Origin of the sequence: Rhizobium tibeticum (genome assembly GCF_900110205.1) — a bacterium.
GTDB lineage: Bacteria > Pseudomonadota > Alphaproteobacteria > Rhizobiales > Rhizobiaceae > Rhizobium > Rhizobium tibeticum.
In genome coordinates, this window is sequence record NZ_FOCV01000028.1 from 68,883 (window position 1) to 85,930 (window position 17,048).

Sequence of the window (17,048 nt, forward strand, 5' to 3'; positions counted from 1 at the left end):
CCGCCGCGATGAGCACCATCGCGTCATAAACGCGGCTATCCCAGTTTTTCGTTCTGTAATCGTTCAAGTCTTCCGTCTTAAAAACGATAGCCTTTCCGATTTCAGCCGTGCGCCAACCTTCCGCTCCTTTAGCTCCGGCCTCCACAACCGCAACTCGGATCAAAGGTATTTCCAACGGGGAATCGCTCATAGTGGAGGCCCCTGATCGACGCCATCGTACACCGTTGGTGATCTGGTTACCTTGACGGTGCGATCGCCAAGTATTGACTTCGCCATGCGGTCGAACGTTCCGCCGGCAGTCATCTCCCCGATCGTTTCTCCCAGTCGTCGGCGTATCAGCTGGCAGGCGCCCGGACCTGCTTTCACAAGGTAATGCTCTTCAATTGCGCGAGCGCCGGCGGCCAGACGCTCGCCGAGCGATGCGGCCAGGCCCTTCTCTACAGCAGCCAGTCCAGCGTGTCCTTCCGCGATAGCCATTTGCGTCGCCTCGATGGCGCTTGCTGCCAAAGGCTGTACCGACGGATCGAAGCGGAGGCGGTCGAGTTGTTCATTCGCGGAAGAAGCCAGCGTGAGAAGATCCCAACCATCAACTATCGTGACAAGCTGCTTCAAAGCCGGAGCAACCTCAAGTCCAACGTCACGCATGAGTGCAGCTTCAGCCGCCTCGCTGACTTGTTGAATGCCAAATGCTGGTTTGTACGCCCATGCTGCGACACGTTGGTATCCGTGGCGTAGAGGCAAGCTTTTATGCGGGCCGTCGCTCATTGGAATCTCCTAATGTCAGCTATCTTGAATTTTTTTATCTGACATGTCAACATTCCCGCGCTGATTGATTTGCGCCACACGCATTGAGGGGAAAGAAATGCATTCCGATCGCTACAAGAATTTTGACGAACTGGTTGGGTCTGAAGATGAAAGCGCCTTCCGTATCGAGGCCGAGAAACGGCATTCCAGTATCTGCGTGCTTGCTCCCCATGGCGGAAAGATTGAGGTGGGAACGTCTGATTTGGCCCGAGCAGTGGCTGGCGATCGTCTAAGCTACTACTTGTTTGAGGGTCGAAAACCGAAGGGCAATCGCGACCTCCACGTGACATCTGCGAACTTCAATGAGCCGCAGGCGGTAGCGGTCGTCGAAAGCAGTGATGTTGCCCTAGCAATGCATGGTTGCGAAGGCGATGATGAGATGATCTATCTCGGGGGAAGACACGTGAAACTGGCAGCAAGTATCGCAAAAGCACTTTCGAACCGAGGCTTCTCGGTAGGGACTCACAAGAATCCTGCATTGCAAGGGATCGATCGATCGAACATCTGTAACCGCGCAAAACTCGGAATGGGTGTGCAATTCGAAATCACCCGCGCCCTTCGCGTTCGATTGACTGATAAAAAGGGCCAGTTAACGGGACCCTCTCTCAAGGACTTTGTCGATGCGATCAACAAAGGACTGAGCCAATGAACACGCGTGATCCATGAACCTCGTCGTTGACCATCTACCTCGTATTTTCCAAGCGAACCTCGACCGGCTCTTTGTGCGCGTCATCCAACCGACCATGGACGCACTGGTACTGCATCCTGTCCTCGAACAGGGCGAAGCCGCATCGATGAATGAGTTTCTGGATCGCGCCGCCGCCCAGGTCGACAATTACACGGCAAACGAGGCCGCCAAATCGTTTGTGCTAACGTTGGCTGCGGTCTTCGAACGGCAGCTCAGCATCTGGGCAACGTCGACGGGGACGAAGGAACTCGGGAAGCTGCGCGGTTTCCAAGAGCACCTGCAGGCCTGCGCCCAACACACGAGCGTCAATTTGACGACCGACGATCTTGGCGCCGAGCTCGACGAAATGTTCACAGTAGCCAATGTCGTGCGCCATGGCGAGGGACCGTCATGCGAGCGCCTTCGTGCCATGGCGCCCGCCCTCTGGGACCACACCATCGCAGAATATCGTGATCTTCTACCGGGGCCTTCGCGGCCGAGCGAGACACTTAGGCTCAGAAGGACCGACCTCGTCCGCTACATTAGGGCGACGACGAGGTTCTGGGGACGGGCGGACCCATTGCCGATGGCGGTAACCGATCCGCCGTATTGGCTGACTTGATTGAGCGGAGGAGGTACGGTTGGGCGACGACGACTATATCGATGAGGAAAATCACGACCGGCCGCGCTATCGCCCGGTTACCGAAATCGACCCGGGAGAGCTTGCTGACGCTTTGAAGACACTTGCCGGCTTTTCCGAGAACACTTTCCTCGTGATGCAGGCGCACCAGCTCGGGATGGTCGACAATCTTTTGAACGCGTTGGAAGACGAGGTCATGCGCCACCAGGCTGATGACGATCCGCCGCGCGAACAGATGGCTTTGCTCGGCGCCATGTCGCCGATGTGGATCTATGCGGCCTATGAGCTGCAAAGGACCTGGCGCCAACGCTGCGAGGAGGTGATCAGGCTGGCCGACAACGGCGGGCTTAACTACAAGGCGAGCCATCTCGAACGCGATCTCGGCTATCGGCATTATGACCGCGAACTCAGGGCGCGGCAGCTCCGCGATGCGCAGCAGCGGCCGGAGCTGGTCGAGCAGATGCGAGGCGACCTGCGACGCACGGAAATCGCCTTCACCATGCTGGAATTTATCCGGGTTGCGCTTGCCAAGCATGAGGTGAGCAGAGCAACGGCCGCATGATCATCGACACCGTCGCACGTCGTGACATCGCCGAGATGATCCGTGCGATCCCGCAGGCCGAAAACCCGAGCGACGAGACGCTCGAAAGCTTCCGGGCCTATATGAATCCGCCCGACTTCGATCCTTTTGCCAGAGGTGTACCGTGAGCGAAGAGGAGCAACCCGAGCCGCCAAAGAGGCAGAAGGCCTTCGACCTATTGGCGTCGGTGGCGGTCTTTGCACGCAAGAATGGCATCAAACTCAACGATCCCACGCTGGTCGATCGCTTCATGGCAGACGCCGCGCCGCGTTTGCGGGAAGCGCTGGCCGATCCGGTGCTAATCCACGGGTCGAGAGTTGAGCGCCTATTTGAGGCGACGGTACTGAGCCTCGGGCAGTTCAAACTCCTAAAGACCGAGGATGTTGGTCGCGTCCATGCCGCTGAGACCTTGCGCGCCCCGGACTTCCGCATTGTCCTCGATGACGGCGGGCAATGGCTTGTGGAAGTCAAGAACGTCCGCAGCACGAACCCCTCCAGGCAGGAGCTGAGGATGTCGCGGAAGTACCTGGAATCGGTGCAATCCTATGCCGATGCCGTTGGCACGCCGCTAAAGGTCGCGATCTATTGGTCCGCGTGGAGGTTCTGGTCGGTGATCTCGCCGGAGCACTTTCGGACCCGCAGCGGAGGGCTGCGCGTCTCGATGCAAGAGGCGATGCTCGCCAACGAATTCGAGCGGCTCGGCGAAAAGCTGATCATGACCAAGCCGCCGTTGCGCCTCGTCCTCGGCGCAGCGACGGACATGCCGCGGTCCGTCAGCGACGATGGCTTGCCCAACTTCATGATCGCATCGGCAAGGATCTATAGCCGCGACGTCGAGCTGACTGATCCGAAGGATCGCAAGCTCGCCCAGGTCTTCCTGTTTCATGGCGAATGGAAAGTGGAGGGACCAATTGCGCTCATGGAAGGTGACCAGATTGCCGGCGTCGAGTTCGTCGCAAACCCGGTCGAGCCGACGCATCAGGGCTGGGAAGGGATCGGCATGGCGAGCCGGATTTTCAGCACCTATTACGCCGAGCAGACAATCGACGGCGACCAGGTCATCCAGCTCGACGGGGAACCGGCGCCGGACTGGTTTGCCCCGCTTGCGAAGTGGGATTTCAAGAACAGCAGGCTGCCGCTGCTACTCGGCGTTATTCAACCTTCGCACGGAACGTAGGCAGGCGGGCTTTCGCGGTGCTTGGCGATAATGCCTTCCAGTCTAGGATTGTCAGAAACCAAATTCATTTGGCGATTATGAATAATATGCGGCCTGCTACTGTTTCTGGCTCCTTTGATACAGTTCGAGGACCCACGGGGAGAAGTGCTGCTCCTGAAAAACCAGGCTGAGGTGTTTTTTCGGCCGTGTCACGCCGACATAGAACAAGCGCCTTGCTTCTCGAAGCCCGGCCGGTGTGCGTTTATCCCGATCGCTCGGGAAATCTGTATTGTTGACCCCGTACATGATGACGGCATCGAACTCCCTGCCCTTCGCGCTATGCAGTGTACTGAGGTTAACGCGCCCTGCTCCTTCGATACGCCCTGCGAAGTGTGCCAGCGAAAGATCGAGGTCACACGCCGGATCCGTATTGGCGATCATTTCGTCGCAGACTTGCCATTCTTGTTCGGAATTTCGGGCAACGTCACTCCATGGCGTGATGAGCTCTCGCGATAACCGCTGCAGCCACGCATTCGTAGTCTCCGCGGTCTCGATTGAGGCATTGAGGAACGCCATGAGTTGTGCGGACAGATCTTGCTCTTCGCGCTCGCTGGCGTGACGCCCGAACACGAGCGTGATCGCCTGCGACAAAAGCCGCGCATAGGATGGATCGGCATCTCGCCATCCGCCAGTTGCCCAGCGCGCGCACTCTTCGATGAAACGCGCAAAGCGCGAGCTTCGCTTGACGAGGGCGTTGGTGTCGGTTCGGACGAAAGGAATGTCGGCATCTTTTAGCGCGACTGCTACCTTGTTGCCGAGCTTCGCAGTTCGATAGAGGACAGCGATCTGCCCGGGCTCGAATCCTTGCTCGATAAGCTTTGGGATGATCGTGTCGGCGATGACTTGCGCCTGCGAGTCAAGGCCATAGGGCGCCTCCCAGAAGCTCAGATCTCCCTCGGGCGCGCCATCGACGCCACGGTAGTCGCGTTCTTCGCCGAGTGCGCCCAAAGACGCACGAATAATTTTGCCGCCGGAACGATAGTTGAACCGCAGTTTGATGGTCCGCACATCCGTGCGGCGCGTCAGGCTCTCGAGGAGTTCGGGATTGGCGCCGGCAAGGGCATAGATCGACTGGTCAGCATCGCCAACGGCGAAAAGCCGGATTCCTCCCTCAAAGCACAAGAGCAGGACGAGTTCATGTAGTGCATGACCGAGATCCTGATACTCGTCGACGAACAACACCGGAAAACGCGCGCGAAGTGCCTCACGGATCCAGACGTTTTCCTTGATCATGCGATAGGCCAGAAGCGGCATGTCATCGAAATCGAGCAGCCCCTGTCGCCGCAGTTCCGCCTCATAGGTCTCGATGAAAGCGGCCAGTTCGGGATTGCGCCGAAGCCATTCAGGACGCGAACGATCGACGTCGCGCTTGCGCTTCTCGGATGCGAACTCCCAACGCTGGTGCGGATTGTCGGTGCCGTTGATGACGTTCCTGTACGCGACCTCCACCGCAGCTCTCGCTTCCAATCGCGTCGCAACCCTGAAGTTCGCAGGAAGGCCGATTGGCACACAGCGGGCATAGGGGCCGATCACCTGGCTCAGCGCAAAGCCGTGCACGGTGCCGATAAAGGCGCGATCTCCAGGAACAACGCCAAGGCGGGCGAGACGGGTTTCGAGTTCGATCGCACACTCGTTATTATAGGTGACGCAGGCGACCCCTCGCGGCTCGACGACGTCCTGCGCCAAAACGCGCGCCATGGCCGTGGTCAAGGTTTTGGTCTTCCCACTTCCGGGACCGGCCAGCACGATGCAATGTCTGGTTTCAGCGACAGCGGCCGACTGTTCCGGGTTCGCCTTAAGCTCGGCTAGGGCCTGAAGAAGCGCGCGCTCGCTAGACATGAGCGACCAATCCAACGACTGCGTTGATTGCACCTTCGATATAGGTAGGCGGCTTGAGGCCTACGGTCTTCTTCGACAGGCGCGCGCCGAGCCGGCCCTTGCCAATGCTTGCGATCATGGCAAGCAATTGTGCGGCATCGACGGCTGCACCGGCCCTCCAGGCGGAGATGCGTCCCGTTCGCACCGATCCAAAGTCCTGCTCGCTCAGGACATCGAGGAGCGGCTGCAGAAGACCGGGTGTATTAGCCACGGACACTTCGAAGGTCTGGTCGTTGAGAAAAACGCCGGATTTTGCTGCGTTCACGCTGAATGCGGCATGGTCCATCGGATCCCACGTTGCCAGTTGCGCAAGCGTTAGAAGTGGCTGGCCACGAACCGCAAGCATATCCTGCCAAAGATCGAGCGTCCGCTTCTTTCCCAGAGGAGGCTTCGTGCCATCGAGGGGATCCCAGTCGGTGATCACGCTGTAGGGAAGCTTCAATGCTTCAGCGAGCTTCACATAAGGGCGGAAGTTGACCCCGCCGACATTGCAGACCGTTATCCCAAGCTCATCCAGCGAATGACCGAGCGACGAGGCGAAGATGGGCAGGAGTGCCTCCTCCGCGTCGCCTTCGATAAAAATGACGCCTTGGGCGAACAGCAGCTCGGCGCGTGTCGCATTGAGGTAGGTTTCAAGATCGTCGATCTCGTCCGAAGTTACCGGCAGGTTCGCCAGCGAGAATGCCTGGGTCGCCCCCGCCCGCTTCTTCAACTGGACGATTGAGCGCAACGGGGTGACTGCGGCCAAAGTGGGCGAATGGCTGGTGACGATCATCGCCTGCGAAGCATCGACATTGCCAAGCAGCTTCTTGAAGACGGACCGCTGAAGTTGCGGGTGAAGATGTGCCTCGGGCTCCTCAATGCAAAGGAGCGAGAAGTTTCGTTCGTTCTTCTTCCGGCGCCATGAGAATTCGGCGAGTTTCAAGGCCAACAACGCCACGTTGGCGGAGCCAAGACTGGCATCCCCAATCCCACGCTTCCCATTGTCGATGAACATAGCAATCGCTCTAAACACGCGCAGCGGGTCCGTCGGTGCGAATCTCAGTCGAGCATCAATGTCGTGCGCTTTTCCGGAAAGATGGACGATGCCCGCCCGCAACTCGTCTTCCAGTGTCTTGATCGTCGGAAACGTTTCGAGCGTCTTGGTGGCCTTGTCGAGTTCTGCAGCCACCGCGTCGATGTCCGTGCGGCTGATCCCGGAAACGGCATCCTCGAGCAGAGGACGCAATGGCGAACTGCGCCAATTCCCCAACTGCCCTTCGGCGTCGCGCAAAGCGTCAAGCAATTCGATCGCGATGCGGCGGCGGACCCTGCTTGGGAGCAAACGGGTTTCATCGCCACCGCCGAAAACGAGAAACTCACAATCGGCGCTCGACTGTGGAGCGCCAGTGACCTCGACCTTCTTGCGAAAGACGTAGCTGAGTTGCGCGATCATCGGATCGTGAGACGCGCGGAAATCGGTCAGGACCGCGTTCAGGGCCATGTCCGTCGCGAAATCCGAGAGCTCCAAATGCACTTCAATGGGCGCACTGAAATCGGCCGGCCCACCATCCCAGAAATCGGTAAGCTTCAGCTGTCGGGCCGAGTCAGGTAGGGTTGGATCGAGGATGAGCTGGATTGCGAATAAAAGATTGCTTTTTCCAACTCTGTTCTGCCCGAGCAGCACCACATTGCCAGATAGCGGAATATCGACAGCTTGAAAGTTTCTGAAATTTCTTATGCTCAACTTGCTTAGACGCATTGCACCCCCCAGGATCGCAGGCCTTTATTGACCCAGTATTTCAATAGATCGAGAGTCCGGGCAATCATCGAGACTCAGTCGAACAATAGCGTAAAGTATCCAGATGATCACTCGCTCCACCCACATCGTCGACGGTTTGCTAGCTTTGCGCACTGCTCGCGCCACAGCCGCCACGAGTGGCGCCATCGGCCGCGAAATCCTGACTCTTCCCCTTCTCGCCAGTCGTCTTGTCGGCGGGTTTACGACGCCCGCGGGGACCGACGTGCTTTACCCAGCGATTCAGGCGGCACTTGCCGCTGGCGGGTTTCAGGATGTTGGTGACATTGCAGATTTACCGGGCATGCCACGGGCGGTCCTTCAGTCGCTCGATTCGGTTTGGCGGACGGACCTGGACTTAGGCTCACTCGCGCACGAAGCAGCGCGGTTCCACGACCTTGCCCTGATCGAGACGCGAATCCGTGAGAGCATACCGGCCACCCATCTGCTGCCGCGCGACCTTCGCGACGCCGCCGTCAGACGCGCCGGTCGCACGCGCGACCTGCTGGGACCGATCACACTCGCCGGAATCGTGGAGGTTGATCCGGTTTGGCGCCCACTTCTCACCGCCATCGCGCGCGTCACCGAGCTATCTTGGGACATGCCGGGGCTTATCGAGCACCCCTGGTTCGAAGGCGCTATACGAAAAAGCGCAACCCCTGGCCCTGATTTCACCTCTGCCGAGGCCAGCGCCGACCAGAAGTCGGAGGTCGTGGAAGCGCTAAGGTGGGCCAGACGACTACTATCGACGGGCCAGGTCAAGGCACAGGACATCGCGATTGCAGCGACTTCGACGCAAGAGTGGGATGACCATTTTCTTGCCTACGCGAAAAGCGCCGCGCTGCCGGTCCATTTTTCCCATGGCATTCCAGCACTCAGCACAGCGGATGGTCAAACCTGTGCTGCCCTCGCAGATATCCTTGGAAATGGTCTCACCCAAGAACGCGTCTGGCGCTTGATCCGGCGCCTGCCGGCGCGGCCCCTTGCCATCTCGCTACCCGACGACTGGTTTGCCGGAATTCCGAGAGGGGCGGCGCTGCGGACACTCGATCAATGGCGCGAAGCGCTGAAAGCGGCCAGAGCGCTGCGGGTTGCCCCCGAGGTCTCCGAGCAAATTCTTCTGCCGATCCTCGATCTCCTTGCTCGAGGACCAGACGCTGGGAGCGAAGCCGGTACCCGGCTATTGAGCGGCGCCAGCCTTACGATGTGGGAGGAGGCATTGCGCAGCGCGCCACCGCACGCAATCGCTTTGTCGCTGCAATCGTTGCGCGTCGCTGATCAGCGCGATCCCGCCAACAGCGTTGTTTGGTGTCCGGCATCGCAGTTGGTGTCGTGTCCGCGACCATTCACACGTCTGCTCGGCTTCACTAGCCGATCCTGGCCACGTTCGGATCACGACGATCCTCTAATCCCACATCATATGCTCGAGCGCCGCAAGCTGCATCCGCTCAGCACCGCCGAGCGAGACCGCCTTCATTTCGAGATCATAAGAGCACAGACACGCGAGCAACTCGTCTTGTCGCGCGCCCAGAGGAACGCCCGAGGCGGCCAGCTTTCCCCAAGCGCCCTATGGCCCGGCGATTCGGTCGTTCACAAACGCGACCGCGTGCCAGAGCACGCCTTCAGTGCAGCCGACAGGCTGCTGGCGCGCGCACGCGACGCCGGGCAGCTCCCCCATGTGCGGCAGGCTCAGCTCTGCTGGCGGAATTGGCAGTGGCGGGCGGATCTCACCGCACATGACGGACTGTCGAACGCCAATCATCCCGCAATCGAGGCGGCACTGGCGCGGGTCCAGTCGACGACCTCGTTGCAGCGCTTGCTGCGCGATCCGCTCGGATTTGTTTGGCGATATGCCTTGGGCTGGCGCTCTCCTCGACAAGAATCAGAACCCTTGCAACTTGACGCAACGTCGTTCGGCGAGCTCGTGCACGAGTTAATCAGTGATGCGATCGCAGCGCTCGAACCCGCGCCGGGCTTTGCGCGTGCAAGCGCCGAAGAAATCGAGGCAGCCATCGAAGGCGCTTCAGCTGCTGTCCTCACAGCATGGCCGCTGCAACGGTCCGTTCCGCCGTCGATCCTCTGGCATACCGTGAAGGAAGCAGCGCGCAGGACGGCCAGGGGCCTTGCTTCAGACGACCTGGTGCGCTCCGACACGCGAAGCTGGACCGAGGTGCCATTCGGCCAGGTCGATCCACTCGCGAAACAGGCGCCGTGGAACGCCACGCTGGCAATCCCGATCGAGCCGACCGGCTTGGTCTTCGGCGGCCGGATCGATCGCCTGGATATTCGCGCGACCGGCGATGCCGCGCGGATTACAGACTATAAGAGCATCAAGCCGCCGCCAAAGACCCAACGCATCACGCTTGGACAAGGACGCGAGTTGCAGCGCGTGCTTTACGCGATTGCAGTGCGGGCGCTGTTGCCAGAGGTGAGAGCAGTGGTTGCACGTCTGATTTATCTGGCGGATGAGCCGACAACGTTCGAGCTCAAGGGCGACGATCTCGATGACGCGATCACACATGCCACAGACTACCTCTCGGCTGCGATGGTTATTTTGCGCAGCGGACGGATCGCACCCCGTTGGGAAAAAGACGCTTTCTATGATGACATGCGCCTTGCGCTTCCAGCGGACCGCGAGAGCTATCTTCGTCGGAAAGCCTCTGAATTTCGCGCGGCCAACCAGCAGCTCAACAAGCTCTGGGGCGCCTCAACATGACGCTCGTCGATCAGGACAATCGTTGCCGGGCGATGACAGACTTCGCTTCCATCCTGCTTGTGGAGGCGGCTGCGGGACTGGAAAGACATCGCTCATGGCAGGGCGCGTCGCGATGATGCTCGCCGCGGGTCATCGCCCGGGTGAGATCGCCGCGATCACCTTCACCGAACTGGCGGCAAGCCAACTTGCCTCGCGCATCAAAGAAACGGTAGACGTCCTGCTGGCGGGCCAAGTTCCCGCTTTCTTGAAGGCCGTCATCCCGCTGGGCCTCTCCGAACAACAGCGAAGCGCGCTTGCGATCGCATCGACGCAACTCGACGAGTTGACCGCGACGACCATCCACGGTTTCTGTCAGGCGATCATTCGCAGCCACGGCGTCCAGGCTGGCCTTGATCCCGGCGCTCGCATCGCGGACGCGACCATCGCCGACAATTTGTTTAGGGCAGAATTATCGGCATGGTTCACACGCCGGCTCTCGATTGACGCCTCAGAAGACGATCCGATCGTCGTCTTGGCAGAGCAAATCCCGTTGCAGGTGGTCGACCTCATCCGCGAACTTGCAGGCCTGCGGCGCAAGCATCCCGATGCTCAGCCGATTCCCCCTCCCCGAGACTTGCGGCCAGATATCGACTTCGTCCAGGCGGTGGATGACTTCGAACGATGGAGAGCAAATGTAGAAGAAGGGGCCTGGGCACAGGAGATTGCACAGGAGCTCGGCAAGCTGGCAACGCGCTACCAAGGCTGTATCGCAGGCGATCCGTATTTCCGGCCCCTTTGGCAGCTTTGCGATCCAGGATCGGGGCGGTTATTTGGACGGAAGGGATTGCAGCTCAAGACATATGACGAGGCCGCCCGGGGCTTTGGCGCTCACAAGAATGATGTTGGCAACGATACAGGGCGGACGCTGTACGATGCGGTCAACAACGCCTGGAGCCAGCTCATTGGCTACATCGCGAGCACGCTCGTCTGTTCGCTATCCGGCTCGCTTGACCAACTCCTGGACAGCTACAGCGCCCGCAAGCGCGCCGCTGCAATCTTTGATTTCGACGATCTGATCGTCCACGTTCAGTCCCTGCTGCTCTCACACGAAGAGGTTCGGCAGGCGGTCGGGCGGCGCTATCAGTATATTCTGGTCGACGAATTTCAGGACACAGACCGCATCCAAAGTGAGATCCTGTTCTTGATCGCTGCGACCGCCGAGCGCCCGACGCACTGGGAGACCGCGCGGCTGCGTCCCGGAGCGCTTTTCCTTGTCGGCGATCCCAAGCAGGCGATCTACGGCTTCCGCGGAGCCGATATAGAAGCCTACGAGCTTTGTAGCCGTCTGGTCCAGGGCCAGGATGGCGGAGCAGTCATCGAGGTGACGGCCAATTTCCGATCGCTTGGCCCGATCATCCATCACGTCAATGCATGCTTCGAGCCGGTCTTTGAGAAGCCTTCGCAGCCCCGATATGTCGCCCTTGCTCCAACACTATCCGATGCGTCCCAGCCACTGCCCTGCGTGGCACGTTCGACGATCGAGATCCCCACCGCCGAGCGCATCTACGCGGAGATGTTTTGGGAAGCCGAAGCGGAAAGGGTCGCGGATATCTGCGCGGCGTTGGTCGGAAACCTGCCCGTTCTGCGGGCCGACAACAAGCGCACGCCTTTGAAGGCCGGTGACATCGCACTTCTATCACCCGGTCATACGGAGCTCTGGCGTTATGAACGAGCCCTCGAACAGAGAGGCCTCGCGGTTTCATCGCAAGCCGGCCAGACCTTAATGCGACGGCAGGAAACGCAGGATGTCCTGGCACTTGTGAGGGTACTTGCAGATTCTTCGGATACGTTCGCCTTCGGCGCTTTCATGCGAGGTCCACTGGTTGGGTTGAGCGATCAGGAACTGCTCGACATTACGACTGCCCTCTCTGTCGATGGGACGGCTCAAACCTTTTTCACCGTGCGCACAGATCCAGACTTGGTGCAGCATCCGCTGGCCCGGGAAATTCTCATGTTGCTGCAAAGCTTGCGGCGCAAAGCGCCAGTTGCCACCCCGAGCCTGATCCTTGCTGAAGCCATCGAGCGGCTGAACGCCCGCGTCATAATCGCGGCGCGCCATGGCAACCGGAACGCACGGGCTCTCGCAAACCTCGATGCGCTCATCGAGAAAGCGCGCAGCTATGGCGTTTCCGGGCTACACACCTTCGTTCGGGATCTCCAATCTGACTGGGACCAAAAAGCAAGAGCACCGGAGGGTCGCATCGATCCGACCGAGCATGCGGTCGAGATTGTCACGATCCATAGCGCAAAAGGGCTTGAATGGCCGGTGGTCATTCCGATCAATTCAACGACAGAACTCTATCGGCCGGACCAGTTCGTTCACAGACAATCCGACAATAGCCTGCATTGGATGATTGGTGGTGTCGCGCCCCCGGAACTGGCTGCCGCGCGCGCGGCGGAGAGCCTTGAGGATGCCAATCAGCGCGAGCGAATTTGGTACGTGGCGTGTACGCGGGCTCGCAATCTCTTGATCCTTCCGCATATTCCCCAGGCGTCAAAGGATTCGTGGTTCAGTTCCGTCGATCTGCGTCAGCTTGAAGTCCCAGAGCTGGATCTTTCATCGTTCACACCACTGACCAACCGCGCGGGCGCCTCGCAACCGAATGAACAATCGGCCGAAATCTTTGCGACGGAACAGCGTTTCGTCGAAGACAGCTCGCCGCCACTTGTGTGGCGCCGACCGAGCGAACATGACGGCGACCGTCTTGGCGATTCTCTTGACGGAGTAATCACCTTGGACAGCCAGGGGGAGCGTCTCGAAATTGCGGGCGCCGGCGCCCTACGCGGCGTAATCCTGCATAAGCTCATGGAGGAGCTCCTCACCGGCGAGCTCTCCGATGATCTGGCAACGAGTACCGCACGCGCTCGCCTCCTGCTCGAGCAGCTTACGCACGAGACCGACGATCGAACGCGGCCCGATCCTAACGAAATGGCAGCAGCTGCGCTTCGCACGCTTTCCTTGCCTGCAATTGCTGATCTGCGGCCTCGTCTAGTGCCTGAGATACCGGTCTGGTCGGTTGACTGGCACATTCTTCTCGCCGGTCGCGCCGATGCCCTGGCTATCAGCGATCAAGGTATCGACACCGCAATCGACTGGAAATCGGACGTGAACCCGACGTCCGCCGTACGCAAGGCGCACGTTCAACAGCTACGCGACTATATTACGGCGACCAAGGCCAATGGGGGTGCCGTTGTTTACCTCACCAGCGGCGAAATTGTCTGGGTCGAAAATATAAACAGAGAGGTTGTGTCGCCGGAGCCGAACGCCGACCTTACCCCTCGTTGACTCCAGCCGCGACGAATGGAGCACTAACCGGGGGAGCCTCTTCCCAGTCGCCCGAAACCAGAGCGAAGGGTGGCGTCGAGATCATATGGTAACATTCGAAAATGCGAATCGATTTATCCGACCAATCCATCGATGCCCTTGCTGAGATCATTTCTGGGGGCTCAGCGAATGGGGTTGAGCCGTCCATCGGTATTTATCGACAGGCCTGGCGGCTTGAAGCTTGGTTCAGAAACTATGGCATCTCGTTTGGGGTTGCAGGCGAAAGCCGACTACCCGCGACCAAGACAGCGATCCGCGAGGCCAACTTAATAGACGATGAGGATTTGCTGCGGCGGATTATCGAAGGTGCCGCGGATCCTCGGGACTTCATCAAAGAGCCTGATCGCCACGCTGCAGTCGTTGAGCATCTAAACAAACACCTATTCTTTGATGGTCTAAAGCTTGAGCGTGCGGGAAGGACGATGCGGCTCATCGCAATAGCCGAGACTGCTGCAGTTACAGGCGAGCTATCCGCCATGGCCGCTGGCATAGACTTCGATACTGTAAGCCGCGATCTTGATCGCGCCTTGCGAGCGGCTTCCACTGATCCCGAAATCGCTGTGACGGCGGCTTGTGCTGTGGTCGAAAGCGTTTGTAGATCGATCCTCGTCGAACTGGACATCGAATTTCCTACCAAGCAGGATATTTCGGGACTCTACCGAGCTGTGCGAGACCCGCTCGGCCTCGACCCGACAAAAGAAGGCGTGGCCCCCGAGATAGTAAATGATGTTAAGGCCGTGCTTTCTGGCTTGGTGACGTCGGTCCAAGGCATAGGCTCTCTTCGCACCCATGTCGGAGGTGCTCATGGGAAAGAGAAGGGGTTTCGTCGCATTGATCCCCGCATCGCAAAGCTCGCAATCCATTCCGCCTCCGCAATTGCACTATTTGTCATAGAGACATGGCAGCTGCGGTATCCCGGACGAAAACTTCCTCTGAGTGACGTCCCGGCGGGAACTTAATAGCTGAGCGCTTGCTCCTGGCGACAGTGAGCGAGCCAGCCGAAAGCCGGCTATTGTCACCCTCTGGCTCTCCGTCGATGGCGTAGCAAATATTGAAAGAGGGTCGTTCGCGGCCGGCTGCCAAAATGCTGGCCTACAAATTCCATCTGCCGATCATCGGTGGCGAACACGAATTTCTTGGCCGCGCCGGCAACACAGGCGGAGCCGTCGATAACTCAACGCCCAAGCCTGGTAACGACGGGAGATAGTGGTGATACTTTGGCAAGTTCTGCATGTGTTGACCTAGACCACCAATTCCATGGGGATGCCGAATCCGACCGACATTGCCTGCCGGGCCATGCCGGAATCCTCAACCGCGAAGCCATATCTCTTGAATGTAGAGACCAGCGGGCTGTTGGCGGATGTTAAGGTGATCTTCTCTGCGCCAATATCCTTGGCGACCCTTTCTGCCTTTGCGAGCAGACCGCCAAACAACCGTAAACTATTGTGTGATTGATCGTCGTCGGCCTTGGAGTGTGCCCGCACGCTTTCGGGATTGAGGAGCTGCACGTCTGCGATATGCAGCCGATTGGGAAAGAGATGTGCGATGAGTAGTTGGATTTTAGGCTCCGCGGTGGGAACACTAGGGACAGTTGCAAACTGATAGCTGATATCGAAGACCATTTTGCGGTTCAGAGCTCGGCTGACATACTTCAGTAGGTTTGGCTCCCTGCGATCAACAAGATCTCCCAAACTATTTGGCGCAACCTGAAACTGACCGGAAATCATGGCGGCATGCCAAGCCGTCAGCCCCAACTCGAACATCGTCATGCCTTTCAGGCGAATGATTTCCGGCAGGTTTTTCATGCCGAGGGCAGTGAATTGCGCGCTCGGGATCTTCTCCGAGATGTCATCGATCGGGAAAACCTCATCAATCTTGCTCACGCTCATGCTCATGTCTCCGAATGTCCCAACATCAGGACGGTTCATATAAAATTAGTAGGCAAATTCACGTAATCGCATCATCGCCATGAGATGGGTATCGAGCTCATCTAATCCTAAGCTGCATCATAGCAGCCCCCACGCCCGAAACCTCCCCCGTCCCGTCATCTCTCTGAGCCCGAGTTCGCCGACGATCCGCACTGCCGCCTGCGGCGTCACGTCGATCGCCTTAACGATCATTCCGGCCGAAACAAGCGGCCGCAACGTCACCAACTCGATCAGTTCCGGCAGCTTTGACGTTTGGCGCCGGCCGATTAGCCGGCGTTCCATCGACTGCCGGGCAAGAGTCAGGCGGTCGTGCTCTTTGAGCCCAAGCTCGGCGGCGGCGGTGATGCCGGCGAGAATGGCCAGCAACCGGGGTTCACGATCGCGATGTCGACGGCGATCGACGGGTATGGATTTGAGCCCGAGGTTGACGGCTGCGAGATGCGCTGCGGTGGTGAGACCCGCTTGGCGCAGACAAGACGCCGCGAGCAGCCGGCCGAGCCAGGGGGCATGCTGCAGCACCTCCAACGAATTCCAGGCGTCGAGGGCAAGGATCGCCTGCAGCACAGGTGGAAAACTGTCGAGCTCGCGCAGGACGACCCGCCATTCACCAAGCCGTTCGTCCTCATCCCAATCCAGATCGTAAACGAGCGGATCCTTTTCGCGGCCGCCGGCGCGGCTGGGGGCCCTCGCCTCTGTGAGCGCCGCCTCGGAACGAACGAGCACCGCATCGATTGCCGCCAGCTCTGCCGTAAAGGGATCAGAGGCATCGGTCCCCTGCCCTCCTCCGTTTTCCGCCTCATCAGCGGGTACCGGCTCGCTATCGACGTCGACAGCGCCTTCGACTGTTTCGCCGGCGCCGCCGTCGGCGACGATGTGACCCTGGCCGCGCAGGCTGCGCAGACCGTCGGGGCTGAGTGCCCAGGCGGGCGGCTGCGCCGCAATCCGCCGGCGGGTGCGCAGCACGTCGCGGCCGATGGTCAGTTCATGGGTGGGCGCCCGGATATCGGCGCCGGCGTCATGCAGCACCAGGTCCTCGAGATGCACGAGTTCACCGTCGATCCACAGCGAGGCGCAGGCGTCGGCGAAGTGCGTGCGTTCGATCCAGCCAGCGCCGACCGGCGAGCGGGCAATGCGCTCGTCCAGCCGCGCCAAGGCGGAGCCAGCGTCCGAAATCGGCCGCAGCAGTACCTGGAGCATTTTTGGTGGCAGAAGGGATTCCTGTTTTTTGTAAATCATGAGATTCTTCCTTCATGACGAAGCGCCGCCTTCCCATGATCGAGCATGCCGACACGCTGTCGCTGAAGGCGTTGCGAGAGCTGGTGACAGGTCTGGTAGAGCGGGCTGATCGGGCAGACATCCGGATCGAGAGGCTCGAGGCCGAAAACCAAAAGCTTCGTGACGAGAACGACCAGCTCAGGATCGAGAACACACGGCTGAAGGTCGACAACCAGCTTCTGCGTGACGAAATTGCGCGGCTG

13 protein-coding genes and 1 pseudogene are annotated in these 17,048 nt (G+C 59.4%); 9 read left to right on the plus strand and 5 right to left on the minus strand.

What is annotated here, in order from left to right:
* Positions 1 to 186 precede the first annotated feature (186 nt).
* The gene (locus tag BSG20_RS25530) at positions 187 to 765 is read right to left on the minus strand and encodes a hypothetical protein (RefSeq protein ID WP_072379783.1); all 579 of its coding nucleotides are present in this window, start codon (positions 763 to 765) and stop codon (positions 187 to 189) included.
* A gap of 97 nt (positions 766 to 862) precedes the next feature.
* On the opposite strand from BSG20_RS25530, the gene BSG20_RS25535 reads away from it, so the two are divergent.
* Genes BSG20_RS25535 through BSG20_RS25550 form a run of 5 tightly spaced genes read left to right on the plus strand, consistent with a single transcriptional unit; the run spans position 863 to position 3,868 of the window.
* Complete coding sequence (locus BSG20_RS25535; RefSeq protein ID WP_072379785.1) at positions 863 to 1,453, plus strand: poly-gamma-glutamate hydrolase family protein; 591 nt, start codon at positions 863 to 865, stop codon at positions 1,451 to 1,453.
* Positions 1,454 to 1,466: 13 nt separating this feature from the next.
* Positions 1,467 to 2,093 carry a hypothetical protein gene (locus BSG20_RS25540; RefSeq protein ID WP_072379787.1) on the plus strand — a complete coding sequence of 209 codons (627 nt, stop codon included), beginning with the start codon at positions 1,467 to 1,469 and terminating at the stop codon, positions 2,091 to 2,093.
* Between the two features lie 19 nt (positions 2,094 to 2,112).
* Complete coding sequence (locus BSG20_RS25545) at positions 2,113 to 2,673, plus strand: hypothetical protein (RefSeq protein WP_208611007.1); 561 nt, start codon at positions 2,113 to 2,115, stop codon at positions 2,671 to 2,673.
* Positions 2,670 to 2,819, plus strand: coding sequence for a hypothetical protein (locus tag BSG20_RS37050; protein WP_208611008.1), 150 nt, complete (start codon positions 2,670 to 2,672; stop codon positions 2,817 to 2,819). The genes BSG20_RS25545 and BSG20_RS37050 overlap by 4 nt, the downstream gene beginning before the upstream one ends.
* Positions 2,816 to 3,868 (plus strand): hypothetical protein, encoded by a 1,053-nt coding sequence (locus tag BSG20_RS25550; RefSeq protein ID WP_072379789.1) that lies wholly within the window; start codon positions 2,816 to 2,818, stop codon positions 3,866 to 3,868. The genes BSG20_RS37050 and BSG20_RS25550 overlap by 4 nt, the downstream gene beginning before the upstream one ends.
* Positions 3,869 to 3,964: 96 nt before the next feature.
* Here the strand turns inward: BSG20_RS25550 and BSG20_RS25555 are convergent, their stop codons facing one another.
* Both BSG20_RS25555 and BSG20_RS25560 read right to left on the minus strand, forming a co-directional pair.
* Positions 3,965 to 5,746 (minus strand): ATP-dependent helicase, encoded by a 1,782-nt coding sequence (locus BSG20_RS25555; protein ID WP_072379791.1) that lies wholly within the window; start codon positions 5,744 to 5,746, stop codon positions 3,965 to 3,967.
* Positions 5,739 to 7,526: an ATP-dependent nuclease gene (locus tag BSG20_RS25560; RefSeq protein ID WP_072379792.1), complete on the minus strand. Its 1,788-nt coding sequence runs from the start codon at positions 7,524 to 7,526 to the stop codon at positions 5,739 to 5,741. The genes BSG20_RS25555 and BSG20_RS25560 overlap by 8 nt, the downstream gene beginning before the upstream one ends.
* Before the next feature lie 103 nt (positions 7,527 to 7,629).
* Here BSG20_RS25560 and BSG20_RS25565 point away from each other — a divergent pair, with 103 nt between their 5' ends.
* The 3 genes from BSG20_RS25565 to BSG20_RS37055 all read left to right on the plus strand — a co-directional run bounded on the left by BSG20_RS25565 (position 7,630) and on the right by BSG20_RS37055 (position 14,601).
* Complete coding sequence (locus BSG20_RS25565) at positions 7,630 to 10,278, plus strand: PD-(D/E)XK nuclease family protein (RefSeq protein WP_083539991.1); 2,649 nt, start codon at positions 7,630 to 7,632, stop codon at positions 10,276 to 10,278.
* Between the two features lie 94 nt (positions 10,279 to 10,372).
* Positions 10,373 to 13,603 carry a UvrD-helicase domain-containing protein gene (locus BSG20_RS25570; RefSeq protein ID WP_244541424.1) on the plus strand — a complete coding sequence of 1,077 codons (3,231 nt, stop codon included), beginning with the start codon at positions 10,373 to 10,375 and terminating at the stop codon, positions 13,601 to 13,603.
* Positions 13,604 to 13,704: 101 nt separating this feature from the next.
* On the plus strand, positions 13,705 to 14,601 hold the full coding sequence (locus BSG20_RS37055) for an abortive infection family protein (protein ID WP_072379794.1): 897 nt from the start codon (positions 13,705 to 13,707) through the stop codon (positions 14,599 to 14,601).
* Between the two features lie 282 nt (positions 14,602 to 14,883).
* Here the strand turns inward: BSG20_RS37055 and BSG20_RS25580 are convergent, their stop codons facing one another.
* On the minus strand, positions 14,884 to 15,531 hold the full coding sequence (locus tag BSG20_RS25580; RefSeq protein ID WP_072379796.1) for a hypothetical protein: 648 nt from the start codon (positions 15,529 to 15,531) through the stop codon (positions 14,884 to 14,886).
* A 117-nt stretch (positions 15,532 to 15,648) separates the two neighbouring features.
* Positions 15,649 to 16,806, minus strand: coding sequence for an RHE_PE00001 family protein (locus BSG20_RS25585; RefSeq protein WP_093041453.1), 1,158 nt, complete (start codon positions 16,804 to 16,806; stop codon positions 15,649 to 15,651).
* 14 nt (positions 16,807 to 16,820) lie between these two features.
* Between BSG20_RS25585 and BSG20_RS25590 the strand changes: the two are divergent.
* A pseudogene (locus BSG20_RS25590) lies at positions 16,821 to 17,048 on the plus strand (IS66 family transposase); the annotation flags it as partial.

Coding starts and splice junctions, on each gene's coding strand:
- BSG20_RS25530 (WP_072379783.1), bottom strand. CDS start 765: ATGAGCGACGGCCCGCATAAAAGCTTGCCTCTACGCCACGGATACCAA.
- BSG20_RS25535 (WP_072379785.1), top strand. CDS start 863: ATGCATTCCGATCGCTACAAGAATTTTGACGAACTGGTTGGGTCTGAA.
- BSG20_RS25540 (WP_072379787.1), top strand. CDS start 1,467: ATGAACCTCGTCGTTGACCATCTACCTCGTATTTTCCAAGCGAACCTC.
- BSG20_RS37050 (WP_208611008.1), top strand. CDS start 2,670: ATGATCATCGACACCGTCGCACGTCGTGACATCGCCGAGATGATCCGT.
- BSG20_RS25555 (WP_072379791.1), bottom strand. CDS start 5,746: ATGTCTAGCGAGCGCGCGCTTCTTCAGGCCCTAGCCGAGCTTAAGGCG.
- BSG20_RS25560 (WP_072379792.1), bottom strand. CDS start 7,526: ATGCGTCTAAGCAAGTTGAGCATAAGAAATTTCAGAAACTTTCAAGCT.
- BSG20_RS25565 (WP_083539991.1), top strand. CDS start 7,630: ATGATCACTCGCTCCACCCACATCGTCGACGGTTTGCTAGCTTTGCGC.
- BSG20_RS25570 (WP_244541424.1), top strand. CDS start 10,373: ATGGCAGGGCGCGTCGCGATGATGCTCGCCGCGGGTCATCGCCCGGGT.
- BSG20_RS37055 (WP_072379794.1), top strand. CDS start 13,705: ATGCGAATCGATTTATCCGACCAATCCATCGATGCCCTTGCTGAGATC.
- BSG20_RS25580 (WP_072379796.1), bottom strand. CDS start 15,531: ATGAGCGTGAGCAAGATTGATGAGGTTTTCCCGATCGATGACATCTCG.
- BSG20_RS25585 (WP_093041453.1), bottom strand. CDS start 16,806: ATGATTTACAAAAAACAGGAATCCCTTCTGCCACCAAAAATGCTCCAG.